Genomic DNA, 23,880 nt, shown 5'->3' with positions numbered 1-23,880 from the left:
CATGCGCAAGCTGGCGGACATTGCCAAGTCGAAGGAAATCATCCCGACGCGCATCTCCTTCGTCGACATCGCCGGCCTGGTGCGCGGCGCGTCGAAGGGCGAAGGCCTCGGCAACCAGTTCCTCGCCAACATCCGCGAAGTCGATGCCGTCGTGCACGTGCTGCGCTGCTTCGAGGATGACGACATCACCCACGTCGAAGGCCGCATCAACCCGGTCGCCGACGCCGAGACGATCGAGACCGAGCTGATGCTCGCCGACCTCGAGAGCCTGGAACGCCGCACCGAGCAGACCCGCAAGCGCGCTGGCGGCAAGGACAAGGATTCCATGGCGCAGCTGCCGATCATGGACGCCTCGCTGAAGCTGCTGCAGGACGGCAAGCCGGTCCGCACCCTGCTTTCGACGCTCGACGCCGAAGAGCTGCGCATTCTCCAGGGTCTCAACCTCCTGACCGCGCATCCGGTTCTCTACGTCTGCAACGTGGCGGAAAGCGATGCGGTCGACGGCAACGAGCACACCCGCGCGGTGGCCGAAATGGCCAGGGCACAGGGCGCTGAAAGCGTCGTGATCTCCGCGGCGATCGAATCCGAAGTGGCGCAGTTGCCGGAAGAAGAGGCCCAGGAGTTCCTGAGCGCGCTTGGCCTGACGGAAGCCGGTCTCGACCGCCTGATCCGCGCCGGCTACAAGCTGCTCGACCTCATCACCTATTTCACCGTCGGCCCCAAGGAAACCCGCGCCTGGACGATCCAGCGCGGTACCAAGGCGCCACAGGCGGCCGGCGTCATCCACACCGACTTCGAGCGCGGCTTCATCCGCGCCAACACCATCGCCTATGAGGACTACATCGCGCTCGGCGGCGAAACGGGTGCCAAGGAAGCCGGCAAGGCCCGCGACGAAGGCAAGGAATACGTCGTCCAGGACGGAGACGTCATCCACTTCCGTTTCAACACGTAATTGCCTGTGCTTTGATCCCGCGCTTCAGGCGCGGGACCAGAAGGCCTCAGGGCTTGATGTTACGGCGCGGCATGCAACCGCGCCGTCATCGTTTCCGGCAGAAGATCGAGCACGATGCGGCGCAGCTTCTGCCAGAAGATGCCGATGACGAGCACCGTAAGCCCGACGACCGCAAAGGCGACGAAGATGTAGTTGTCGAACGAGGCTCCCGTCTGGCTCAGCATCGTCCAGATCGCACCACCCAACGACAGCAGCCCCGACGTGACAAAGGCGCGGCGATCGATGACAAGGCCGACCAGCATGAAGGCGGCGACAATCAGGATGGCGGCAACGGCCTGGCCGAGCCCCGCCTGCCCGTCCCACCACGTGCCGCCATTGTTCGACAGGAACACCAGGCCCATCAGCGAATAGAGCAGAGCGGGTGCTGCAGCCAGATGCAGCCAGAAGGCCGTGTCCGAGCGCGCCGTGATGCGTCGCGGGTCCGATACGTCATAGCGCATGGCAATGGCAAACACCGCCAGGGCGCCGACAAGCAGGGTGAGCGGCATGAACATGAAGCGATCGCCGCTGGCAAAGTCGATGCCAAGGATTTTCTCAAGGCCGAGCAGCACCGCGACAACGCCGACAAGCGCGATCGACAACACGAAGCCGGCAAGGGCCAGCGGAACCCGGTAGCGCAGGTAGAACAGGCCAAGCGGCACCGTGAAGGCCGAGAAATAGCCGAGCATGAAGCCCAGTGGGCGCACGGTCTCCGCATGGTCGTCCACGAGCCACATCGCCGTCATAGCCACCCAGTGCACAAGCGCAAGCGTCAGCGCCACCGAGGGCAACGCGAGGCGCTGACGCCGGACGAGGATTTCTGCAAGCACGAGAATGACGGGCAAGGTCACAACGGGGCCGCCCAAACCCCACAGCCCAACAAGCACAACGACGACGCCGATGGTGATCAGGATATCGTGAAAGCCCCTGATGAAGCGGGGTTGCTCGCTGTCTTCGGCGGCTCGCGCATCGAGGGCGGCATCGGCACGATCCAAGGCGACATCCGACGCCGCCGGGGCGAACCGGAAGCCGCGATCGGCAAGATAGACTTCGAGATCCCGCACCTGGTGGGCGGAGATGATCCCCTTGTCTGCAGCGCCTGCGAGCGCTCTGTTCAGTTCGGTCACGAACGATCCTTATTGAAACGTTGACGAATTGGGCAACGGATCAGGTGGTTACACGGACATGCCTCAAGCGCAACCGGAAACGCCCGCTTCAAGATGCATGACGGCCATCATCCCGTTCAAATCGATTCCGCTGCGAGAGATTATGCAGTAGGTAGACGGCAGAACATCAGACGGGACACTTCCAGCATGCTGTATTTCGAGGATTTTTCCGAAGGGCGCCGCTTCGACTACAAGCCGGTCGAGATGAAGCCTCAGGAGATGATCGCCTTTGCCAGCGAGTTTGACCAGCAGCCGATGCATTTGGACGAGGAAGCCGGCAAGCGCAGCATCCTCGGGGGGCTTGCCGCCTCCGGCTGGCACACCAGCGCCGTCGGCATGCGCATGATGCTCGACGCCTTCATGGGCAATTCGTCGTCGCAAGGATCGCCCGGGATCGATTTCATGGATTGGCGCAAGCCTGTCATCGCCGGCGACGTTCTCTCCGGTTTCAGTCTCGTTGTCGAAGCCCGCCGCTCGAAGTCGAAGCCCGATCTCGGCATCGTCAAATTCCGCAACGAAATCAACAACCAGGACGGCGAACCCGTGGCTGTTTCGCAATGTTCGGTGCTCTTTCGCTGCCGCGAGAAGGTCAAAGCCTGATGATGACGATGGAAGAATTCTATGCGGCCAAAAGCCGGACGATGATCGGCACACTGACCTTTACCGCCGACGACATCATCCGCTTCGCCAGCGATTTCGATCCCCAGCCGTTCCATCTCGACGCGGAAAAAGCACGGCATTCGCTGTTCGGCGGCCTCTGCGCCTCAGGCTGGCATACCTGCGCCGGGTGGATGCAGTGCTTCGTCAAATTCTGGCGCAACGAACAGCGCCGTCTCGCCGCCGAAGGCCTGCGGGCGCCCAACCTTGGCCCTTCGCCGGGCTTTCGCGATCTCAGATGGCTGAAGCCCGTCTATGCCGAAGACACCGTCACCTACTTCGTGACGTTCCTCGAAAGCCGCTCGCTCGCGTCAAAGCCAGGCTGGCGGATCAACACGATCCTCTGCGAGGGCGAGAACCAGCACGGCGAGGCGGTCATCCGCTTCGAAAGCAAGGTGATCGAGTTCGTCTGACCTGCTCAAATCTTCCGGGCTGCGGGACGGTTTCTTAAAATCGCCTTCTGGCGACTGCAGACTGCAAGGAGACAGGTGCGTGCGCGACCGCAGCCCTGCGGCTTCGCGTCGACGGACCGTCAGCAGCGGAGGACCGACCATGGAAAGAACCCACGCTCGCGAACTGGCAGACGAATACCTGCGCCTTGGCGGCCACCGCCGCGTTGTCATCGACGACAACGAAACATCCGTGAGGAGCTGGGAAGCGGAGCCGGCGGAGGCCGAGACCTTTTGGCGCAATGAAGTGGAGAGCCTGTCACCCGCAGCCCAGCGCGAGGTGCAACTGATGCTGCGGACGATCAACCGCATGTAGGCAAGGCAGGTAGGATGGCGGGTGCAGCCACCATGCGCACCCGCGCCGAAATCGCTCAGTGCCCGTCGAATTCGATCAGCGTGCGAACGTTGACGCCGAGCGCTTCGAGCTTCTTGCGGCCTCCGAGTTCGGGAAGATCGATGACGAAACAGGCCGCGACGATGTCGGCGCCCATCTGCTTCAGGAGCTTGGTGGCGGCTTCCGCGGTTCCGCCGGTTGCGATCAGATCGTCGACGAGGATCACCTTCTCGCCGGGCTGGATCGCGTCCTTGTGCATTTCCATTTCGTCAACGCCGTATTCCAGGCTGTAGGCGATACGCACGGTATCGTGCGGCAGCTTGCCCTTCTTGCGGATCGGCACGAAGCCCGAGGACAGCTGATGCGCGATGGCGCCGCCCAGAATGAAGCCACGCGCCTCGATGCCGGCAATCTTGTCGATCTTCGTCCCGGCATAGGGATGGACCAGCTCGTCGATCGCACGGCGAAAGGCGCGCGGATTGCCGAGCAGCGTGGTGATATCGCGAAACATCACGCCCGGCTTCGGATAATCAGGGATGTTCCGGATGGCGGCGATCAGTTCCGATTGAACGGTGGTCATGGGCAAAAGCCTTTGCGTCTCTTGTTACCGCAAACCCATAACACCATCGGCGCGCATGTCGATAACCCTTTCTTCCGACGACCAGCGTCGGAACAAATTCGCCGCACCGGGGGTTCATGCTATTCTAACCCGTGCGGTCGCACCGCTTTCGCGCCGCGCTCTCGCATCAAACTCAACGAGGGAGGAAGCAGCCATGCGCCTGTTTGAATGCGGTTCACTCGTCCCCGGTTGCGAATGGCACACACGCGCCGACAACGACGCGGAAATCGTGCGCCGCGTCGTCGACCACATGCGCCAGTCCCACGGCGAAACGCTCATCCGCGAAAACATGGTCGACAACATCAAGGCCCGTATCGTCGACGAGTCCAAGGCGGCCTGAGGCCGTCCGGCCTAGGCGGCGACGCCGTCCGGCCTAGGTACGCGCCATGGCATCGAGCCGGGCAAGAAGATTTGCCCGGTCCAGGGTGAAGTTGCGCTCGACCCAGAGCGTTTCCAGTTCGCTGAGGATCCCCCCCACCCTCGGCCCCGCCGGCACCCCGGCTTTCAGCACATCCGCACCGGTCAGCGGAAACTTCGGCCGTTGCCAGCCCTCCGCACGCGCCAAAAGGCGGCGCAGCGACGCGGTCTCGGCAAGCAGCGCCGGATCCACTTCTGATTTGCGCCGTGCTGAGGCCAGCGCCAGCCGCAGCCGGGTGGTTATCCCCTCCGCACCATGGCGATAGAGCAAGCGGTCAAGCGCCGTATCGACGGTGGTGGTCGCGATCACCGGTGCCTTCGCCCAGTGATGAAAGAAACCGGCTTCCGCCTTGGACAGCCGCAGGCGCTCGGCCATCGCTTCCAGCCGCTCTTCGTCCGGCGGCACGATCGCCGCAAGACGCAACAACGCATCCGGCTTCCAGCCGAAGGCCCGCTCCGCGGCGACGAGTTCGGGGATGGCGTCGATGCCCCATTTTTCCGTTTCCGGAAGGATTTCCGTGAGCACACCGGCCTGGCGCATCCAGAGCAACGCCCGCCCCGGATCCGTGGCCGAAAGCAGCTTCTTGGTTTCGGCCCAGACCCGTTCGGCCGAGAGCGTCGAAAGCTTAGAGCGCGCCTTGGCGCAGGCGCGCAGGCCGTCCGCGTCCGGGCGGCCATGGCCGTAATGCGCGAAGAAGCGGAAGAAGCGCAGGATGCGCAGATAATCCTCGGTCACGCGTTCGGAGGCATCGCCGATGAAGCGCAGCGTGCGCGTCTCGATATCGGCAAGCCCGCCGACATCGTCGAAGACCTCGCCGCGATCGTTCGCGTAGAGCGCGTTGATGGTGAAGTCACGCCGCTCGGCATCGGCCTTCCAGTCCTTACCGAAAGCGACCTCCGCACGGCGACCGTCGGTCGCAACGTCGCGGCGCAGCGTCGTGACCTCATAGGGGGTGCCGTCGATGACGAGCGTCACCGTGCCGTGATCGATGCCCGTCGGCACGACCTTGATGCCGGCCGCCTTGGCCCGCTCAGCGACCTCGTCCGGACGCCAGGTCGTCGCCATGTCGATATCGCCGGCCGGCAGACCCATCAGGCTGTTGCGCACGGCGCCACCGACGACCCTGACTTCGCCGCCATCGACGTTGAGGATCTCGAAGACGCGACGGAGTGAAGGCGTAGAGAACCAGCCTTCGCCGGCAACCGAAGTCATGCATAGAGCCTTTCGTAGAGCATGCGCAGAATGCCCGCGGTGATACCCCAGATGTTGCGATCGCCATAGGGCATTCGGTAGAAATGCCGCTCTTCGCCCTGCCAATGGCCGCTGCCGCGGTCATGGTTGCCAGGGTTCATCAAGAACGACAGCGGCACCTCGAAGACGCTTTCGACCTCTTCCGGATTGGGAACGAGTTCGAAACCGGGTTTGACCACCGCCAGAACCGGAGTGATGCGAAAGCCGGACATCGCCATGTAATGCGGCAGCCGGCCGATGGTTTCGACGAAGCGCGGGTCGAGCCCGATCTCTTCCTGCGCCTCGCGCAGCGCTGCGACCTCGACCGACCGGTCTTCGGGATCGACGGCGCCGCCGGGAAAGGCCACCTGACCAGAATGCTTGCGAAGCGTGGTCGTGCGCTGGGTGAGGATGACGGTCGCGTCGTCGCCGTCGTCGACGACCGGCACGAGAACGGCCGCATCCTTCAGCTTCAGCGTTTCCAGATAGGGCACGATGCCGGGATTGAGCAGGAAATCGCCATGTTCGCGCCAGGCCGTGTCGATCGGCCCGCCCATCTGGGTCAGCGCCCGGCGGCGAAACTCGTCGGCGGAAAACGGATGCGCATTCATCGGGAAAGCGCTTCCAGCTCGGCCGCCGGCATGATCGGGAAGACGGTGCCGCCGGAGCGGACCGAGAACATCTCGACGCCATCGATGGCGACGGTCTCGCCGAGCGCGACGATGTCGTACATGACCGGTCGCGCAACCAGCGCTTCCAGCCGCCCGCGAACATGCAGGTAGGGTTTCAGCTCGCGGTTTTCGCCGTGGACGACGAAGCGCAGCGGATGCTCGCTGCCGGCCTCGACCACATCGCCGACATTGGTGCGAAAGGTCAGCACCTGGCCCCTGTCGTCGGTGGTCACGCTCATCTCGACGGCGACGAAGGGCGCGTCGACGATGCGGATGCCGACCTTTTCCACAGGCGTGACCAGATAGGTGCGCCCATCCTCGTCCTTGCGCAGAACCGTGGAAAACAGCCGCACCAGCGGCTGCCGGCCGATCGGCGTGCCCAGATAGAACCAGGTGCCATCCGCACGGATTTCCATGTCGATATCGCCGCAGAACGGCGGATTCCAGCGCTCCACCGGCGGCAGACCGCGTGCTTTCTCGCCGGTTTGACCGGCGGCGCGCGCAATCAGCGCCGCCAGCCCGGCTGCGTCACCGGTTTGCTGAATTTCGGCCTCTGCCATCGTTCCGTCCCGTTTGCCCTCGATTTTCGTATCGAGACCTTTGATATCTCACGAGATAGTGCGTCCGCGGCGACTTGTCAGCCGTCGGCCAGGGTCTAAATTGGAATAAGGCAACTGAAATCCCGGCTAGGGGCGATTCGGTTCAACAACGGGCGACCGGGAGTATGACCATGAGTGTGATGAAGGGCGCGGCAGACGCGGTCGACGAAAAGGCGATTGTTGCGGCGGCCGAAAGTGCACTCGGCGAGATTGCCCGGATCCGCGCGGAAGTCGGCAAGGTCATCTTCGGCCAGGAAAACGTGGTCGAGCAGACCCTGCTCGCTGTGCTGTCGGGCGGACATGCGCTGCTTGTCGGCGTTCCGGGTCTCGCCAAGACCAAGCTCGTCGCGACGCTTGGCACCGTGCTCGGCCTGAATTCGAGCCGCGTCCAGTTCACACCCGACCTGATGCCATCGGACATTCTCGGCTCCGAGGTCATGGACCAGGACGCGAGCGGCCACCGCTCGTTTCGTTTCGTACCCGGGCCGATCTTCACGCAATTGCTGATGGCCGACGAAATCAACCGCGCCTCGCCACGCACGCAGTCGGCGCTGCTGCAGGCGATGCAGGAGTACCACATCACGGTCGCCGGCCTGCGCAAGGACCTGCCCGCCCCCTTCCACGTGCTCGCCACCCAGAACCCGCTGGAGCAGGAAGGCACCTATCCGCTGCCCGAGGCGCAGCTCGACCGCTTCCTGATGCAGGTCGATGTCGGCTATCCCGAGCTGTCCGCCGAACGGCAGATCCTGCTCGAAACCACCGGTGTCGGCGAAGCGACGGCCCATGCGGTCATCGATGCCGCACGCCTGCAGCAGATCCAGAACCTCATCCGTCAGATGCCGGTCGGCGAAACCGTCGTCGATGCAATCCTGTCGCTGGTGCGCTCCGCTCGCCCCGGCAATGGCAATGCGGCGACCGACAAGAACGTCGCCTGGGGCCCGGGTCCGCGTGCCGGCCAGGCGCTGATGCTCTGCGCCCGCGCCCGTGCGCTCTATGACGGCCGCCTCGCGCCGTCGATCGACGACATCCTCGCGCTTGCCGAGCCGGTGCTTCAGCACCGCATGGCGCTGACCTTCGCCGCCCGCGCCGAGGGCATGACCGTGCGGGACGTCATCGCCGGCCTGGTGAAGCAGGCCCGGGGCTAGCGCATGGCCACCGTCGGGCACATCGTCTCGCGTACACCGGCCAGTGAAGTGCTCTCACGCGCGCAGCAGCGCGCGATGCTCGTTCCCGATTGCCTTGTCGAGGCGCGCCGGATCGCCAATACGGTCATCTCCGGATGGCACGGCCGACGCAAGCGCGGCATCGGCGAGAACTTCTGGCAGTTCCGGCCCTATTCGGATGGCGAGAGCATGTCGCGCATCGACTGGCGCCGCTCTGCCCGCGACGACCACACCTATGTGCGCGACCGAGAATGGGAAGCTGCCCACACCATCTGGCTGTGGGCGGACCTGTCGCCGTCGATGATGTACAAGTCGAAGCTCGGCTCGGTCTCCAAGGAAAGCCGTGCGCTCGTGCTGATGCTGGCGCTCGCGGAAATCCTTGCACGCTCCGGCGAGCGCATCGGCTGCCCCGGCGTGATGGAGCCGATCTCGGCCCGCAACGCCGCCGAAAGGCTGGCGACCGCGATCATGCTGAGCCCGCTTTCAGAAGGCCTGCCCGAGACCGGAATGGTCCGCAGTGCAAGCGACCTCGTGCTGATCGGCGATTTTCTCGACCCGGCGGACAAGATCATGGATCGGCTCGGGCCGCTCGCACGGCGCGGCCTTCGCGGCCATGTGGTCGAAGTGGCCGACCCGGCCGAAGAGGTGTTTCCCTATAGCGGCCGCACCGAGTTCACCGATCCGGAGACCGGCGAGAAGCTCACTGCCGGTCGGGCCGAGATCCTCAGGGAAGATTACCAGCGCGCCTATGTCAGCCGCCGCGACACGCTCGGCGTGACGCTGCGCCATCTCGGCTGGACCTTTACCCCGCACAGGACCGACAGGCCCGCCTCCGAGGCGCTGGTCGCGGTGCACACCTATCTCTCCGGCATGCCCGGACGCGCGACGCACGGGGGGCAGCTATGAGCGGCCTGCCCTTCCTTTTCGGCAATCCGGCCATCCTTGCAGCCCTCGTCGCCCTGCCGGTGATCTGGTGGCTCTTGCGCATGACGCCGCCGAGGCCGGCGGCCGAAGTGTTCCCGCCGCTGCGCATCCTCGCCTCGGTCATGAAGCGGGAGGAGACACCGGCGCAAAGCCCCTGGTGGCTGACGCTGCTGCGCATGCTGATGGCCGCCGCCATCATCCTGGCGATCGCCGATCCCGTGATGAACCCGCGGCAGAACACGCTTTCCGCCACAGGCCCGCTGGCGCTCGTCATCGACAACAGCTGGGCTGCGGTCGCCGACTGGGACAGACGGGTCGAAACCGCCAATGCGCTGATCGACGATGCCGAGGCGAAGAACCTGCCGGTTTCGATCGTCTTCACCACGGACCGTCAGCACGACGCGACGCCCGCTTCCGCCACCGCCGCGCGTGATCGGCTGGGCGCGGCGCAGCCGCAACCGCTGCCGGCCGAGCGCGGCCCGGCGCTTGCCGCCATGAAGACGGCCCTTGCAGGCACGCCGCCCGGCACCCTTGCCTTCCTCAGCGACGGGATCGAGGCTGGCGACGGCGACACGATGCGGCTGATCCAGGATCTGGGGGCGGCCAATGTCCGCCGGATCGAAGGCAGCGGCGAAAGCGCCATCGCGCTGACCGCAGCCGCCAACGAGAACGACGGCATGCGGGTCACCGCGTCGCGGCTGCCGCTTGGCGAACCGCGCGCCTATTACGTGCTGGCGCGCGACGCCCGCGGCACCGCGATTGCCGAAGGCGAACTGCGCTTCGCCACGGGCGCGACGTCGGCGGACGCGCTGCTCAAGGCTCCGTTCGAATTGCGCAACGATTTCGCCCGCCTGACGATCGAGGGCCAGGCGACGGCCGGCAGCATTCATTTGCTCGACGACGGCAATCGCCGCCGTCGTGTCGCCCTTCTGAGCGGCGAGGTGCATCAGGCCCAGCCCCTGCTTTCGCCGCTCTACTACATCAAGCGGGCGCTGGAGCCGCATGCGGACCTGATCGAGCCGCGCGAGGAAGCGATCGGCAAGGCGATCGCCGAGCTTCTCGCGCAAAACCCGTCGATCCTCGTCATGGCCGATGTTGGTCGGCTGCCGGATGAAAGCTATCCGCTCGTCAGCCGCTGGCTGGAGAATGGCGGCATGCTGATCCGCTTCGCCGGTCCGCGCCTGGCAGGCGCCCCGGCCGACGACCCGCTGGTGCCGGTCGTCCTGCGCCAGGGCGAACGCAGCCTCGATGGCGCCCTCTCCTGGTCCGAGCCGCAGCCGCTTGCCGACTATCCCGCCGCAAGCCCCTTTGCCGGCCTGGAACGACCGCGCGACGTGCTGGTGAAACGCCAGGTGCTGGCCCAGCCAACGCCTGATCTCGTGGAACGGACCTGGGCCAACCTCGCCGATGGCACTCCACTGGTAACCACCGCCGAACGCGGACGCGGGCGCATCGTGCTTTTCCATGTGAGCGCCGACCCGAACTGGTCGAACCTGCCGATTTCCGGTTCCTTCGTCGACATGTTGCGCCGGTCGATCCAGCTTTCGCGCGCCGGCGGCGTCACCGGTGATCAGGCAAACAAGGCGCAGTCGCTGCCGCCCTACCGCCTGATCAATGCCCGGGGCGAGCTGACAAGCGGGACCGGCAGCGCCCGTCCGCTCGAGATCGCACCGGGCGTAGCTCCGACCGTTTCGGCCGACACACCGCCCGGCCTTTACGGCTCGGAGGAAGGATACGTCGCCAACAACCTCATCCCCGAAGGTGGCAAGATCGTTGCGATTGCCGCCGGCAGCCTCGTCGGCGAGCGGGCTGAAGGGCTGGAAGGGGCGCGACCGTTTTCGATCCGGCCCTATCTCTTCGGGCTTGCGCTTATGCTTTTCCTGATCGACACGATGATCGTGCTCTACATGGTCGGCGGCCTGGCCGGCTTGCGCCGCCGCGGTGCCGCTGGCGCCGCCGCCGTCATGATGCTCTCGGCCCTTGGCCTTGCCACGCTTGGCCCGGCGGTCCTGACGCCGACGAGCGCACACGCCCAGGACAGCCAGCCGAGCGACGAGCAGACGCTTGAGCGGCTCGACACCACCCACCTCGCCTATGTCATCACCGGCGAGGCCGAAGTCGACCGGCTTTCAGAACAGGGGCTCATCGGGCTCAGCAACTATCTCACCTATCGAACAGCGCTCGAGCCGGGCGTGCCCGTCGGCGTCGACCTCGAGCAGGACGAGCTGGCGTTTTACCCGATCATCTACTGGCCGGTATCCGCGACTGCGCCGATGCCGAGCTCGAGGGTGATGAGCCGGATCGATGCCTATATGCGCAACGGCGGAACGGTGCTCTTCGACACCCGCGACCAGTTCTCCTCGCTCAACCCGTCTGCGGCCGGTGACAGCCCGAATGTCCAACGCCTGCAATCCATGCTGAGCGGACTCGACATTCCGCCACTCGAACCCGTGCCCTCCGATCATGTGCTGACGAAAGCCTTCTACCTGCTTTCGAACTTCCCCGGACGCTATGCCGAGAGCCAGCTGTGGGTCGAGGCCGCGCCGAACGGCGACGAGGATGACGGCAATCGCCCGGTGCGTGGCGGCGACGGCGTCACGCCGATCATGATCACCGGCAACGACTTTGCCGGCGCCTGGGCGGTGGATGTCAACGGCGCGCCGCTCTTGCCGACCGTGCCGCCGGACGAGATGCAACGCGAATATGCCTACCGCGCGGGCGTCAACATCATGATGTACATGCTGACCGGCAACTACAAGGCCGACCAGGTTCACGTGCCCGACCTTCTCCAGAGGCTTGGACAGTGAGGGCCGATCGATGACCTATGGCTTTGCCCCGCTGATCCCCTGGATCGTTTTCGTGCCGCTGCTGGCGATTGCGGCGCTGTTCATCGCCTATGGCCTCTGGGCGAAGGTGCGTGGCGCCTGGCTGCGCCTGGCGGCCCTTGCGGCCCTCGGACTGGCGATCGCCAATCCCTCGATTTTCGTGGAGCTGCGCGACCCGCTTTCAACCATCGTCGCCATCGTCGTCGACCGCAGCCAGAGCCAGCAGAACGGCGATCGCACCGCCCAGACCGACCGTGCCGTCGAGGACCTGAGGGCCCGACTGGCCGCCATACCGCTCATCGAACCGCGCATCGTCGAGGCCAAGACCGACCCGGCCAGCGTGTCGCCGTCGACCGACCTGTTTTCGGCTCTTTCCTCGTCCCTGTCCGATGTCCCGCCGGCACGCGTCGGCGGCGCCATCTTCATCACCGACGGCCAGATCCACGATGTGCCCGAGATCGGCCGGCAGCTTGGCTTCGACGCACCTATCCACGGACTGATCACCGGCAAGCCCAATGAGTTCGACCGCAGGGTCGAGCTCATCAATCCGCCGCGCTTCGGCATTGTCGGCGAGGATCAGAAGCTCTCGTTCCGGGTCATCGACGACGGCGCCGCCCCGGGCGGCACGGCGGAAGTGACGATCCGCCTCAACGGCAACGAGATCGCCCGCGAACGGGCCGAGCCCGGCACCGACGTCCCCTTCAGTTTCAATGTTCCGCGTGGCGGCAACAACGTTCTGGAGTTCGCCGTCGACGCGGTTCCCGGTGAAGTGACCACCGCCAACAACCGCGCGGTGCACGTGCTCGATGGCATTCGCGAAAACCTGCGCGTGCTACTGGTTTCCGGCGAGCCGCACGCAGGCGAACGCGCCTGGCGCAATCTCTTGAAATCCGACGCGGCCGTCGATCTCGTGCATTTCACCATTTTGCGCCCGCAGGAAAAGCAGGACGGCACCCCGATCAACGAGCTGTCGCTGATCGCCTTCCCGACCCGCGAACTGTTCGTCGACAAGATCAACGAGTTCGATCTGATCATTCTCGACCGCTACCAGCACCGCGGCCTGCTGCCGATCCTCTACTACGACAACATCGCCCAATATGTCGAAAACGGCGGGGCGCTGCTGATCGCGGCCGGTCCTGAACACGCCGGCGACGATTCCATCGCCGCCACGCCGCTGTCGGCGGTGTTGCCGGCGGCGCCGACCGGCGTGATGAACGAGAAGGCGTTTTTCCCGCGCCTTTCGGACGAGGGCAAGAAGCATCCGGTGACCCGCGGGCTTGAAGGCTCCGACAGCGAACCGCCGCACTGGGGCCGCTGGTTCCGCACCGTCGACGTCGATCGGCCGCAGGGCCACACCGTGATGCAGGCGGCGGACGGCAAGCCGCTGCTCGTGCTCAACCGCGTCGGCAAGGGCCGTGTCGCCATGCTCTTGTCCGATCAGGGCTGGCTTTGGGCCCGGGGCTTTGAAGGCGGCGGGCCGCATGTCTCGCTCTATCGTCGCACCGCCCATTGGCTGATGCAGGAACCCTCGCTGGAAGAGGAGGCGCTGACCGCGCGTGCCCGCGGCCGTACGCTGGAGATTACCCGCCAGACGATCGATGGCGATCCCGGCCCCGTGTCTCTCGTTTCTCCCTCAGGCCAGAGGCAGCAGGTAACGCTCACCGAAAAGCAACCGGGCCTCTATTCGGCCGAGCTCGCCACCACGGAAACGGGGCTGTTCGAGATGGCGAACGGCGAATTGACGGCGCTCGCCCATGTCGGCGATCCCAATGCGCCGGAATTCAAGGCGGCGATTTCGACAGAGAACACCTTGCGGCCCTGGGCGGAAAAGACCAAGGGGCTGGTGCGGCGGCTTGCAAGCGCGGAAGGCCCGCTCGACCTGCCGACCGTGTTGCCGGTCCGGGGCTCGATCCGCGCGGCCGACGACCAGCGGCTGTCGATCCGCATGACCGATGAGACCGTGCTGAAGGGCATCAATTCGTTGCCGCTCTTTTCGGGCCTGCTCGGCCTGGCGGCCCTGCTCTTCCTGATTTCCGCCACCTGGTATCGCGAGGGACGATGAGCGATCAGACTGTGACCGTCAGCGATCTTCGCGACGCACGGCATTTCTTCGACGACGTCGCGGACCGCATCTGGCGGGCGTGGTGGGAGCCGCACGGGTTTCCGCTCAGCCACATTACCGGCCTGCTCGAAGACAGCCTTGCCGAAGACGCAGAGCCGTTGTGCCTGGTGGCCCATGACGGCGACCGCTTCATCGGCACCGCCTCGGTGATCGCCTCGGACCTTGAAGAGCGGCCGGCGCTTACGCCCTGGGTCGCGGCCGTCTGGGTCGATCCGCCCTTTCGCGGCGGCGGCATCGGCGGCAAGATCGTCCTGAAGGCTGCCCACGCTGCGCTCGACGGCGGAGCGGACGCCGTGCACCTGTGTGCGCTTCCCGGCAAGCGCGCCTTCTATGAGCGGCTCGGCTGGCGGCTGGACGAGATGGATGTGGGCGAGGATCGCCTCGACGTCTTCAGCATGCGTCGCCCGTGACGGACGGGACCGCACTGTTCGTGGTGACCGATGCCCCGTCGCCCGAGGCGCTCGAAGCGATCGGCAACGGCCTCACTGCCTTCAATGCCGCCGATGTCGGACCTTCCGAGCGACGACCGCTCGCCGTTCTCGTCGGCGGCCCGCAAGCCGCGGGCAAGCGCGGCGGCTTGAGCGGCTACACCGCCTGGGGCTGGCTGTTCGTGCAATGGCTCTGGCTACCCGAAGAGCTCCGCGGCCAGGGGCTTGCCGGGCAATTGCTTCAGGCCGCCGAAGCGGAAGCACGCAACCGCGGCTGCCACGGCGCCTGGATCGACACCTTCAACCCGCAGGCCCGGCGCGCCTATGAACGCCAGGGCTATGAAGCCTTCGGCGAGCTGCCGGATTTTCCGCCGGGCCGCAGCCGTGTTTTCCTTAGAAAGTCGCTTCCATAGGCGACCGGTCGATCGGCGACGCCGGGGCCGTGTTAGAGCTTGGTGTCAGACGGCAAGCGGCAGGTCGAGCGGGATCGTAGCTTCCACCGCGTCGTTCCGCCAGCCGATCACGCCCGAAAGCCCGGCATGCACGCCGGCCACCATCGGCACCACCAGCACCCGCGCCGGATCGACCGGGCCCGGGAATTCGAGTGCGGCGTAGCGAACCTTCTCGAAGCCGAGCGGCTGGTAATAGGGTGGGTCGCCCACGAGGATCACCGCCTCGGAACCGTTGCGCCGCGCCGCCTCGACGGCGATGCGCACCAGTTCCCGGCCGATACCCATGTTCTTGTGCGACGGCCGGACGGCGAGCGGGCCGAGCAGATGGCCCTTCACCGAACCGGCAAAGACCGGTGTCATCCGCACCGAAGCGATGGTCTCGCCATGGTCGGCGCAGATGAAGGAGAGCGACCGGTCGTGCGTACCCTGCTCGCGGATACGCGCGGCCGCCCGGGCGAACCGGCCGGGGCCAAAGGCTTCTTCGTTGATGATTTCGATGGCGGCGTCGTGGGACGCGTCTTCAGTCAGGTAGACGAGATCGTGCTTTTTCATGGGATCGGGAACCAGGCATGCAGACAGACATAGGGATGGCTTCGCCCGATGAGGGCGTTGGCAGCATCAGCGTCGTCGCAGGTTTCCCGAGAGCATCATCAGTGTGATTTCTTCCAGCACGAAAAAAGGTCGTGAGATCGCCGATAGCAGAAAATTGCCCTCTGTCAAAGCGTAAAACGCACTGTTCCGAATTCGCCCTCTATCGGACGCGGGCGGAAACGCTATCTATGAGGGCAAGGATCACAAAGGAGATCGTCCGATGGGCAGATTGGTGGACGGCGTCTGGCAGGACGTCTGGTACGACACTGTGGCGACGAACGGCCACTTCAAGCGCAGCGCCTCGCAGTTCCGCAACTGGGTGACGGCGGACGGCTCGGCCGGCCCGAGCGGCGACGCCGGCTTCAAGGCTGAAGCCGGGCGCTACCACCTCTATGTCTCGCTTGCCTGCCCCTGGGCGCATCGCACCCTGATCTTTCGCAAGCTGAAGAAGCTGGAAGACCTCATTTCCGTCTCCGTCGTCGATCCGCTGATGCTCGCCCAAGGCTGGGAATTCAAGGACGACGGCATCGGCACAAAGGATCATCTGTTCGGTGCAAAGGCGCTCTGGCAAGTCTACACCCGCGCCGACGCCAATTACTCCGGCCGGGTAACGGTGCCCGTGCTGTGGGACAAGAAGCAGAACACGATCGTTTCCAATGAATCCTCCGAAATCATCCGGATGTTCAATTCGGCTTTCGACCGCCTCACCGGCTCGACGCTCGACTTCTATCCGCAGGCGCTTCGCGCCGAGATCGATGCGCTGAACGCCGATGTCTATAACGACGTCAACAACGGTGTTTACAAGGCGGGCTTCGCCACCACGCAGGTCGCCTATGAGGAAAGTGTCACCGCCCTCTTTGCCCGGCTCGACACGCTCGAAGAGCGCCTGTCGTCGAACCGCTATCTCGCCGGCAACCACCTGACCGAGGCCGACTGGCGGCTGTTTACGACGCTCGTGCGTTTCGATCCTGTTTATGTCGGCCACTTCAAGTGCAACATCCGCCGGATCGCCGACTACCCGAACCTTCAGGGCTATCTGCGCGAGCTTTATCAGGTGCCGGGCGTGGCCGAGACGGTCGACATGCGCCACATCAAGGAGCACTACTACCGCAGCCACACGACCATCAACCCGACAGGCGTGGTCCCGGTCGGCCCGGTGCTCGATCTCACGGCGCCGCACGGCCGCGAGGCGCTGCAGGTCGCGGCCTGACGCTCTGAAGCATCAAGGACTGGCTGCACCTACCAGTAGCGGTCGAAAGCCATGTCGCCGGCAAGCTCCGTGAGCCGCCGGCGCGTGGCGGGCGTGGTGCCTTCCGGTAGCGCGTCGAGTGCGAAGAAGCCGCTTTCGGCTATTTCCAGATCGGGCGCTTTCGCCACCGTCTGCTTCACCCCGTCACAACGGTAGAAGACCACGTGATCGCGGCGGCTCGTGCGCTTGTTGTAATAGACCTGGATGAGCACGGGCGGTGCAGTCGCTTCCAGGTTGCCCTCCTCGCGCATTTCTCGGAGCAAACCGTCAAGCGAAGCTTCGCCGCGGTCGAGCCCGCCGCCCGGCAAATGCCAGCCGGGCAGATAGGAATGGCGCACCAGGAACACCCGGCCGTCCGCATCGAAGCAGGCCGCCCGGACCCCCATCGTCATGCCGCGCGAGAGCGCGTAATATCCATGCGCAAGACGCATCAGCAATCGGAGATACCAGCGCCGCATCTCCGGCGGTCTATCGTCGGTCAAGCGTCTCATTCCTCTCATGTTACCCGGTGCACGCGATTCATCGGGCAACCTGATTCCCCTAGGCCGGAATATGCGCTAGACGGGGTCGATGTTCAAATTTGCCCATATCTCCGATGTCCATCTCGGGCCCCTGCCCGAACTGTCCTTGCGGGAACTCGCGTCGAAGCGCATCACCGGTTTCGTCAACTGGCATCGCAACCGTAGCCGGCATCTCTTCACCGGTACACTCGACACCCTGCTTGCGGATATCGAGAAAAAGGACCCGGATCACCTGGCGATCACCGGCGACCTCGTCAACCTCGCTTCCTCGCGCGAGATCACGGCGGTGACCGAGTGGCTCGAGGATGCCGGCAAGCCCGAAAACATCTCCGTCGTACCCGGCAATCACGACGCCTATGTGCCGGGCGCCTACGAGAAGACCACCCGGGCCTGGTATCCCTACATGCGCGGCGACCACGCGCCCGCAGGCTGGCATGACCGGCACCATTGCTTTCCCTATATGCGGGTGCGCGGCCCGGTTGCCTTGATCGGCTGCTCGACCGCTGTCGCCACGCCCCCCTTTGCAGCAAGCGGCTATTTCGGCCAGCGGCAGGCGCGCGCGACCGTCAACCTCTTGCGCCAGGCGGGCGAGGCCGGCCTTTTCCGCGTCGTGATGATCCACCATCCGCCGATCCGCGGCGCCACCTCGATGCACAAGCGCATGATCGGCATCCGGCGTTTCGCCGCCACCATCTCGTCGGGCGGCGCCGAACTGGTCATCCACGGCCACACCCATCTCAACACCGTCTATTGGCTGAAGGGCCACGAGGCGCCCGTTCCGGTCGTCGGCATCGCGTCCGCCTCGCAAGGGCCGGGCGGACACAAGCCGCCTGCTGCCTACAATCTCTTCACAGTTGCCGGCGAGCCCGGCAACTGGCACCTGACCCGCGAGCGCTATCAGCTGAACGGCGACGCCACCACCGTTTCGCTTGCCGAAACCACGCGTTTCTAGGCAACCGTCGAAATTTCATCGCCCGACGAATAAACCCGCGCACTCATGCGTCATATACCGGTGCGTCCGCGTCCTGCCGGTCGCGCCGGTTGTACGCCACCCTCGCATGAGGTTTTGACGGGCAGCAGTCTGCCGTCCGATGAGGGCAAGGCAGGCGATGATCTGAGACACCGCACGGACCTTCGCGTGCGCGCAATGGGAGATGGCATGATGAACGGCAAGTACATTCTCAGCGCACTGCTCGTCGCAGGCGCCACCACCTTCATGGCGCAGGCCGTCATGGCGGCCGGCGAGGACACGAGCGAACCTCCGAAGAAGACCAAGACGACGAGCGAATGCACCAACGGCAAGGTCTGGGACGCCAAGAAGAGCGCCTGCGTCAACGCCAAGAAGAGCGATCTGAGCGACGACATCCTGTTCCAGGCGGCTCGCGAACTGGCCTATGCCGGCCAGTACGAAAATTCGATCAAGGTGCTCGGCGCCGTCAAGGACCAGAAGAGCGCCCGCGTGCTCAACTATCTCGGCTACGCCAACCGCAAGGCCGGCCGCATGGAACTCGGCATGCAGTACTACAAGCGCGCGCTCCAGGCCGACGAGAACTACATTCTCGCCCGCTCCTACATGGGCCAGGCTCTGATCGAGCAGGGCCACGTCGATGAAGCGCGCGTGCAGCTCGTCGAGATCCGCGATCGCGGCGGCGAGAACACCTGGGCCTATCGCGCCCTGTTGCAGTCGCTGGGCGGCGTTCGCCAGTATTGACCTTGCAGATGCCCAGACGGACGGCGCTGCTTGCGCCGCCCTTTTCTGACAGGCTCAACTATGAGGGCGCAAACTCGGAAAGCTAGCTTTTCTTTCCGGTGCCTTTCTCAGTGCCGCTGGCAATGGGCTTGGTCTCGTTCTTTTTTTCCGACCATTCGGGCGGCAGGCCAAGTGCGCCGCCGGCGATGCCGCCGAGACCGGAGCCCTTGCCGAACACGGCGCAATCCGGATCCGTCGGCTTGCCCGTCACCGCATAGGCGACGCTGTTCGAGACGTTCTTCATCGACGGCAGTTCGAAACCGGATGTCATCGGGTCACCGGATTTTTCGAGCAGCGCGCTGAAATCCTCCGCGAAATCCCCGGAGAGTTCGAAGGCGTCGGCTGCCGTCGATGCACGCGAGCCGTTGGTGATGATGTTGGCCCCCCTCGCCCAGGTCAGACCGGCGATCTGCTTGCCCTTCGGATCGAAGGCCTCCGCCTCCATCGCAAGACTGCCGAGGCCGATCGGGATGCGCGGCACAGGAACGGGTGCAACGGCAGAGGTGACGGTCGACACGCCCGCAACCACGGCGTTCGTAGCCTTGACCTTGCTGACAACCGAGCGCACCGCCATGTCGGCCGGTTTCGACACCGGCACGATGTCGTAGTTGGCGCTCAACGCCTCGCACAGCTGGCGATCAATCGCCGTCGCCACCAGCTTCTTCTGCGGCTCTCCGAGCTTGTCGAGACCGGCATTGGATGCGAAGGTCGTCGGAATGACGTGCACCGTCTTGACGGTTTTCAGCGAGGCGGCGTCGACCCGGTACTTCGTCTTGGTGACGAGGCCGTCGCTCGCAACGAAGTCCTTGTAGGATGACAGTGACCCGGTCTCGCTGAGGTCCGCGCTCTGGCATGCCGCAAGCCCCGCGAGCAAGGGAACCATCGCGCCCATCCGGATCACCGCGGCGACAGGACGGACACGGGTCCTTTCGAGCCCATCGCCTCTGAGGCGGGATACGTTCATTCTGCCATTACGATCTTGATTGTTCATCGACGGATCCCCGGTAGCGACCTGCAGTTGTGCAACGAGGTCAGGCGAGATTCGGGCCGAACTTTGACGCGATGCCGACGCAACATCGCAGTTAACGGTAACGAAGCGCATAGTTAACGGGCGCGGCCGCGGCAGACGCCATTTGGGAAAAGACGCGATGAAGCAGCAGATTTTGCTTTCCGTTCCGGCACTTCCCTTGCAGACTAAGGAGCAAATGTTTCATATCATTCGTCCCGTGCCCCGCACGGCGAATAAATGCGCGATCCGGCACGTTTCATTTGGAAGAGCAATGCGTCCAGCGGCAGAAACGAAGGACTTCAGACGCGACTTGGTCAGCCTTCTGCCCAAGCTGCGCCGTTTCGCAATGACGCTGACCCGCAATGCCCATGATGCCGACGACCTCGTCCAGGAAGCCTGCGAGCGTGCGATCACGCGCAGCCACCTCTGGAATGGCGAGGGCCGGCTGGAAAGCTGGGTCTATGCCATGACGCGCAACCTCTGGGTCGACGAAATTCGCAAACGCAAGGTACGCACCGGCGGTGGCACGGTTGACGCGCACGACCAGGACGAACTCAGCATCGAACCATCCGCCGAGAAGGCCATCTACGTCAGCCAGTTGCAAAAGATGATCCTGTCGATGCCCGAGGGGCTCGCGAGCGTGTTTCTGCTGGTCAACGTCGAGGGCCACAGTTACCGAGAGACCGCCGATATCCTGGGCATCCCGATCGGCACCGTCATGAGCAGACTGTCGACCGCGCGCCTGAGGCTCGCGGCGATGATCTCCGAGAATACCGAAAGGAGGGCCTGACCGTTGCAACAGACAAAAGGTCAAGCACTCGAAATTCGTCTGTCTGCCTATATCGACGGCGAGATCGGCGAAAGCGAACGAACCGAACTTGAGGCGCTTCTGGCCCGTGACGATGATGCCAAGGCGCTTCTGGAACGGCTGAAGGCCGGCAGCGGCTTCGGCGATACGGCCTTCGAGGATTTCCTGCACGATCCGGTGCCGCTGGCGCTGGTGCGCCAGATCAAGCAGGGACCGGGCGCAAGCCCGAAGACCGAACGGGTGGCAACGGTCGCCGCCACGGTCAGGAACGTGCGTATCTGGCCGCGCGTGGCTGCCGCATCGGTGGCGCTGATGCTGCTTGGAGGTGCCGCCGGCTACGTCATCGGCGCCGCCAACAACGCCGCCGAGCCGACCAATGTCGCCTCGGCGCGCGGGTGGCTCGACGATATCGCCGATTATCACCGCATCTATTCGCGCCAGAAGGACCACCTGGTCGAGGTTCCCGCATCCGAGGCGCCGAAGATCGAAACCTGGCTTGCCGCAAGCGTCGGCGTTCCGTTCAAGATCCCGCAACTCGGCGGCAAGGGCCTCGCCTTCGAGGGTGCGCGCCTGCTGGTCGCCAACGGCAAGCCGGTGGCGCAACTCGTCTACCGCAGCGCCGAGGGCGAGATCTTTGCCATCTGTTTCCTGAAAAATACCTCCGGCCCGCAATCCGACCAGTTCGAAGAGAGCATCCGCGATGATCTCGGAATGGTCACCTGGCAGCGCGGCGGGGCGTCCTTCGTGCTCGTCGGACCATCCGCCCATGTCGGCATGCAGGATATCGCCGAGAGCGTCGCCGCGACGATCTGAAGGTGAAGACGGCAGATCATGAAAAAAGCCGCACCGGGCTGCCCCGGTGCGGCTTATCTATGTTTGCGGCGTGAAGCGATTAGCTCTTGATCTCGAGCACGCGGTTGGCGGCCGAAACGATGGCTTCGAGCGACGCTGCGACGATGTTGGTGTTGATGCCGGCGCCGAACAGCTTGCCGCCCGGATGCTCCATCTCGACATAGGCGATCGCCGCCGCGTTCGAGCCGTGCTGCAGCGAATGCTCGGAATAGTCGGCGACCGAGAGATCGACGCCCAGATAGATCGACAGCGCATTGATGAAGCCATCGATCGGGCCGGTGCCCTTGCCTTCGATGCGCTTGAGCTCGCCATTGTCGGTGATCTCGGCGGCCACGACGCGCACGCCCTTGTGCTCGCCCACCGGATAGGTGTGGTGATCGACGAACTTGATGCGCGCGCCCGGCTGCTCGACGTAGCGCTCGATGAAGCGCTCGTAGATGCGCTTGGAGGGAAGCTCCTTGCCCTCTTCGTCGGTGATGCGCTGGATGTCCTCGCGGAACTCGACCTGGAGGTTGCGCGGCAGGTTGATGCCGTAGTCTTCCTGCAGGATATAGGCGATGCCGCCCTTGCCCGATTGCGAGTTGATGCGGATGATCGCCTCGTAGGAGCGGCCGACGTCGCGCGGGTCTATCGGCAGGTACGGCACTTCCCAGAGCGGCTTGTTGGCGACCTTGATCGCCTTCATGCCCTTGTTGATCGCATCCTGGTGCGAGCCGGAAAACGCCGTGTAGACCAATTCGCCGACATAAGGATGGCGCTCGGGGATCACCATCTGGTTGGAATACTCGTAGACTTCCTTGATCCGCTCGATGTCGGAGCAGTCGAGCTGCGGGTCGACGCCTTGCGTGAACATGTTCAGCGCCAGGGTCACGACGTCGACATTGCCGGTGCGCTCGCCGTTGCCGAACAGCGTGCCTTCGACGCGGTCGGCGCCCGCCATCAGGCCGAGTTCGGTGGCGGCGATGCCGGTGCCGCGGTCGTTGTGCGGGTGCAGCGAGATGATCAGGTTCTCGCGGTTGTCGAGGTTGCGGCACATCCATTCGATCTGGTCGGCATAGATGTTCGGCGTCGCCATCTCCACGGTCGAGGGCAGATTGAGGATCAGCTTGTTGTCAGCCGTCGGCTTGACGATCTCGGTGACCGCGTTGCAGATCTCCAGCGCCACCTCGAGCTCGGTGCCGGTGAAGCTTTCCGGCGAGTACTCGAAGCGATATCCCCCGCCGGCCTTGGCGGCCATGTCGGTGATCATCTTGGCGGCGTCGGTGGCGATCTGCTTGATGCCGGCGACATCCTTGGAAAACACCACGCGGCGCTGCAATTCACTGGTGGAATTGTAGAAGTGCACGATCGGCTGGTGCGCGCCTTCGAGCGCCTCGAACGTGCGGGTGATCAGTTCCGGCCGGCACTGCACCAGCACCTGCAGGGATACGTCCCTCGCGACATTGCCTTCCTCGATGCACCAGCGGGCAAAATCGAAGTCGGTCTGCGAGGCCGAGGGGAAGCCGATCTCGATTTCCTTGAAGCCCATGTCGAGCAGCAGCTGGAACATGCGCGCCTTGCGATCGTGGCCCATCGGGTCGATCAGCGACTGGTTGCCGTCGCGCAGGTCGACCGAGCACCAGATCGGCGCCTTGGTGATCGTCTTCGACGGCCAGGTGCGTTCGGTGAGCGCGATCTGCGGATAGGCCTGGTACTTCACGGCCGCGTCGGGCATGCCAATCTTAACGGGATGCGATTTCTGGATCATTGCAGCTTCTCTTCATCACTGAGCGTCCTGGCCGCCTTGCCATAACCGATCGAGGATCGGAATGCGATGGCTAATGCCTGATGGAACGCGCCTTTATTCTTGAACTCTTGATGGGGTCGAGGAGCATCCGCCGGCGTGGCTTTTCGGCCGCCGGGCGCTCCTCAGCGAACCCGGCAACCGCGAGTAAGGCCGAGAAGAAGAAGCGATGCGAAGGCGCGCGACGGCGCACGATTGTCATCGTGTCCGGCGAGGATCGAGGCGATCCGATATGCGTCAGCCTTGGTCATGGTCAAAGCCTATACACG

The 23,880-nt window shown here is 64.5% G+C and carries 25 protein-coding genes; 16 read left to right on the top strand and 9 right to left on the bottom strand.

Going from position 1 to position 23,880, the window contains the following annotated elements; genetic code table 11:
- The coding region (ychF, locus tag VGO12_RS25305; RefSeq protein WP_327515480.1) for a redox-regulated ATPase YchF at positions 1–952 on the top strand (952 nt) is incomplete at its 5' end.
- A gap of 59 nt (positions 953–1,011) precedes the next feature.
- Here ychF and VGO12_RS25300 read toward each other — a convergent pair.
- Complete coding sequence (locus tag VGO12_RS25300) at positions 1,012–2,118, bottom strand: hypothetical protein (RefSeq protein ID WP_327515479.1); 1,107 nt, start codon at positions 2,116–2,118, stop codon at positions 1,012–1,014.
- Positions 2,119–2,304: 186 nt separating this feature from the next.
- Between VGO12_RS25300 and VGO12_RS25295 the strand changes: the two genes are divergently transcribed.
- The 3 genes from VGO12_RS25295 (at position 2,305) to VGO12_RS25285 (ending at position 3,579) form a co-directional block, all read left to right on the top strand.
- Entirely contained in the window at positions 2,305–2,757 is a 453-nt protein-coding gene (locus VGO12_RS25295) for a MaoC family dehydratase (protein ID WP_327515478.1), read from the top strand.
- Positions 2,757–3,227, top strand: coding sequence for a MaoC family dehydratase (locus VGO12_RS25290; protein WP_327515477.1), 471 nt, complete (start codon positions 2,757–2,759; stop codon positions 3,225–3,227). The genes VGO12_RS25295 and VGO12_RS25290 overlap by 1 nt, the downstream gene beginning before the upstream one ends.
- A gap of 139 nt (positions 3,228–3,366) precedes the next feature.
- Positions 3,367–3,579: a hypothetical protein gene (locus VGO12_RS25285; RefSeq protein WP_327515476.1), complete on the top strand. Its 213-nt coding sequence runs from the start codon at positions 3,367–3,369 to the stop codon at positions 3,577–3,579.
- Between the two features lie 55 nt (positions 3,580–3,634).
- Here the strand turns inward: VGO12_RS25285 and VGO12_RS25280 are convergent, their stop codons facing one another.
- Positions 3,635–4,177 carry an adenine phosphoribosyltransferase gene (locus VGO12_RS25280; protein ID WP_327515475.1) on the bottom strand — a complete coding sequence of 181 codons (543 nt, stop codon included), beginning with the start codon at positions 4,175–4,177 and terminating at the stop codon, positions 3,635–3,637.
- Between the two features lie 193 nt (positions 4,178–4,370).
- Between VGO12_RS25280 and VGO12_RS25275 the strand changes: the two genes are divergently transcribed.
- Positions 4,371–4,556, top strand: coding sequence for a DUF1059 domain-containing protein (locus VGO12_RS25275; protein ID WP_327515474.1), 186 nt, complete (start codon positions 4,371–4,373; stop codon positions 4,554–4,556).
- 33 nt (positions 4,557–4,589) lie between these two features.
- Here VGO12_RS25275 and VGO12_RS25270 read toward each other — a convergent pair whose 3' ends face one another.
- Genes VGO12_RS25270 through VGO12_RS25260 form a run of 3 tightly spaced genes read right to left on the bottom strand, consistent with a single transcriptional unit; the run spans position 4,590 to position 7,095 of the window.
- Positions 4,590–5,846, bottom strand: a complete 1,257-nt coding sequence (locus tag VGO12_RS25270; protein WP_327515473.1) for a CCA tRNA nucleotidyltransferase — start codon at positions 5,844–5,846, stop codon at positions 4,590–4,592.
- Positions 5,843–6,475 (bottom strand): CoA pyrophosphatase, encoded by a 633-nt coding sequence (locus tag VGO12_RS25265; protein ID WP_327515472.1) that lies wholly within the window; start codon positions 6,473–6,475, stop codon positions 5,843–5,845. Before VGO12_RS25265 ends, VGO12_RS25270 begins: the two co-directional genes overlap by 4 nt.
- Positions 6,472–7,095 (bottom strand): DUF1285 domain-containing protein, encoded by a 624-nt coding sequence (locus VGO12_RS25260; protein ID WP_327515471.1) that lies wholly within the window; start codon positions 7,093–7,095, stop codon positions 6,472–6,474. The genes VGO12_RS25265 and VGO12_RS25260 overlap by 4 nt, the downstream gene beginning before the upstream one ends.
- 170 nt (positions 7,096–7,265) lie before the next feature.
- Between VGO12_RS25260 and VGO12_RS25255 the strand changes: the two genes are divergently transcribed.
- The 6 genes from VGO12_RS25255 to VGO12_RS25230 are packed head-to-tail and all read left to right on the top strand — an operon-like array spanning position 7,266 to position 15,009.
- Positions 7,266–8,279: a MoxR family ATPase gene (locus VGO12_RS25255; protein WP_327515470.1), complete on the top strand. Its 1,014-nt coding sequence runs from the start codon at positions 7,266–7,268 to the stop codon at positions 8,277–8,279.
- Between the two features lie 3 nt (positions 8,280–8,282).
- Positions 8,283–9,203 carry a DUF58 domain-containing protein gene (locus VGO12_RS25250; RefSeq protein ID WP_327515469.1) on the top strand — a complete coding sequence of 307 codons (921 nt, stop codon included), beginning with the start codon at positions 8,283–8,285 and terminating at the stop codon, positions 9,201–9,203.
- A complete protein-coding gene (locus VGO12_RS25245; protein WP_327515468.1) occupies positions 9,200–12,028 on the top strand; it encodes a DUF4159 domain-containing protein in 2,829 nt (942 codons plus the stop codon). The genes VGO12_RS25250 and VGO12_RS25245 overlap by 4 nt, the downstream gene beginning before the upstream one ends.
- Before the next feature lie 10 nt (positions 12,029–12,038).
- Positions 12,039–14,108: a hypothetical protein gene (locus tag VGO12_RS25240; RefSeq protein ID WP_327515467.1), complete on the top strand. Its 2,070-nt coding sequence runs from the start codon at positions 12,039–12,041 to the stop codon at positions 14,106–14,108.
- Positions 14,105–14,578 (top strand): GNAT family N-acetyltransferase, encoded by a 474-nt coding sequence (locus VGO12_RS25235; RefSeq protein ID WP_327515466.1) that lies wholly within the window; start codon positions 14,105–14,107, stop codon positions 14,576–14,578. Before VGO12_RS25240 ends, VGO12_RS25235 begins: the two co-directional genes overlap by 4 nt.
- The gene (locus VGO12_RS25230) at positions 14,575–15,009 is read left to right on the top strand and encodes a GNAT family N-acetyltransferase (RefSeq protein ID WP_327515465.1); all 435 of its coding nucleotides are present in this window, start codon (positions 14,575–14,577) and stop codon (positions 15,007–15,009) included. Before VGO12_RS25235 ends, VGO12_RS25230 begins: the two co-directional genes overlap by 4 nt.
- Before the next feature lie 45 nt (positions 15,010–15,054).
- On the opposite strand, the gene VGO12_RS25225 is transcribed toward VGO12_RS25230, so the two are convergent.
- Complete coding sequence (locus VGO12_RS25225; RefSeq protein ID WP_327515464.1) at positions 15,055–15,600, bottom strand: N-acetyltransferase; 546 nt, start codon at positions 15,598–15,600, stop codon at positions 15,055–15,057.
- Between the two features lie 259 nt (positions 15,601–15,859).
- Here VGO12_RS25225 and VGO12_RS25220 point away from each other — a divergent pair, with 259 nt between their 5' ends.
- Positions 15,860–16,849, top strand: coding sequence for a glutathione S-transferase family protein (locus tag VGO12_RS25220; RefSeq protein WP_327515463.1), 990 nt, complete (start codon positions 15,860–15,862; stop codon positions 16,847–16,849).
- 29 nt (positions 16,850–16,878) lie between these two features.
- On the opposite strand, the gene VGO12_RS25215 is transcribed toward VGO12_RS25220, so the two are convergent.
- On the bottom strand, positions 16,879–17,379 hold the full coding sequence (locus VGO12_RS25215; RefSeq protein ID WP_327515462.1) for an NUDIX domain-containing protein: 501 nt from the start codon (positions 17,377–17,379) through the stop codon (positions 16,879–16,881).
- Positions 17,380–17,458: 79 nt separating this feature from the next.
- Between VGO12_RS25215 and VGO12_RS25210 the strand changes: the two genes are divergently transcribed.
- Positions 17,459–18,361, top strand: a complete 903-nt coding sequence (locus VGO12_RS25210) for a metallophosphoesterase (protein ID WP_327515461.1) — start codon at positions 17,459–17,461, stop codon at positions 18,359–18,361.
- A 210-nt stretch (positions 18,362–18,571) separates the two neighbouring features.
- Positions 18,572–19,120 (top strand): tetratricopeptide repeat protein, encoded by a 549-nt coding sequence (locus VGO12_RS25205; protein ID WP_414650773.1) that lies wholly within the window; start codon positions 18,572–18,574, stop codon positions 19,118–19,120.
- Between the two features lie 82 nt (positions 19,121–19,202).
- On the opposite strand, the gene VGO12_RS25200 is transcribed toward VGO12_RS25205, so the two are convergent.
- Complete coding sequence (locus VGO12_RS25200) at positions 19,203–20,123, bottom strand: DUF3313 domain-containing protein (protein ID WP_327515460.1); 921 nt, start codon at positions 20,121–20,123, stop codon at positions 19,203–19,205.
- Between the two features lie 316 nt (positions 20,124–20,439).
- Between VGO12_RS25200 and VGO12_RS25195 the strand changes: the two genes are divergently transcribed.
- Both VGO12_RS25195 and VGO12_RS25190 read left to right on the top strand, forming a co-directional pair.
- Complete coding sequence (locus VGO12_RS25195) at positions 20,440–20,958, top strand: RNA polymerase sigma factor (RefSeq protein WP_327515481.1); 519 nt, start codon at positions 20,440–20,442, stop codon at positions 20,956–20,958.
- A gap of 3 nt (positions 20,959–20,961) precedes the next feature.
- On the top strand, positions 20,962–21,789 hold the full coding sequence (locus VGO12_RS25190; protein WP_327515459.1) for an anti-sigma factor: 828 nt from the start codon (positions 20,962–20,964) through the stop codon (positions 21,787–21,789).
- Between the two features lie 79 nt (positions 21,790–21,868).
- On the opposite strand, the gene leuA is transcribed toward VGO12_RS25190, so the two are convergent.
- Positions 21,869–23,575 carry a 2-isopropylmalate synthase gene (leuA, locus tag VGO12_RS25185; protein WP_327515458.1) on the bottom strand — a complete coding sequence of 569 codons (1,707 nt, stop codon included), beginning with the start codon at positions 23,573–23,575 and terminating at the stop codon, positions 21,869–21,871.
- Between the last annotated feature and the right edge of the window lie 305 nt (positions 23,576–23,880).

The organism is Ensifer sp., assembly GCF_035999135.1.
Lineage (GTDB): Bacteria > Pseudomonadota > Alphaproteobacteria > Rhizobiales > Rhizobiaceae > Ensifer.
The sequence above is the reverse complement of the archived record's forward strand: the minus strand, read 5'-3'. Positions and strand labels throughout refer to the sequence as shown.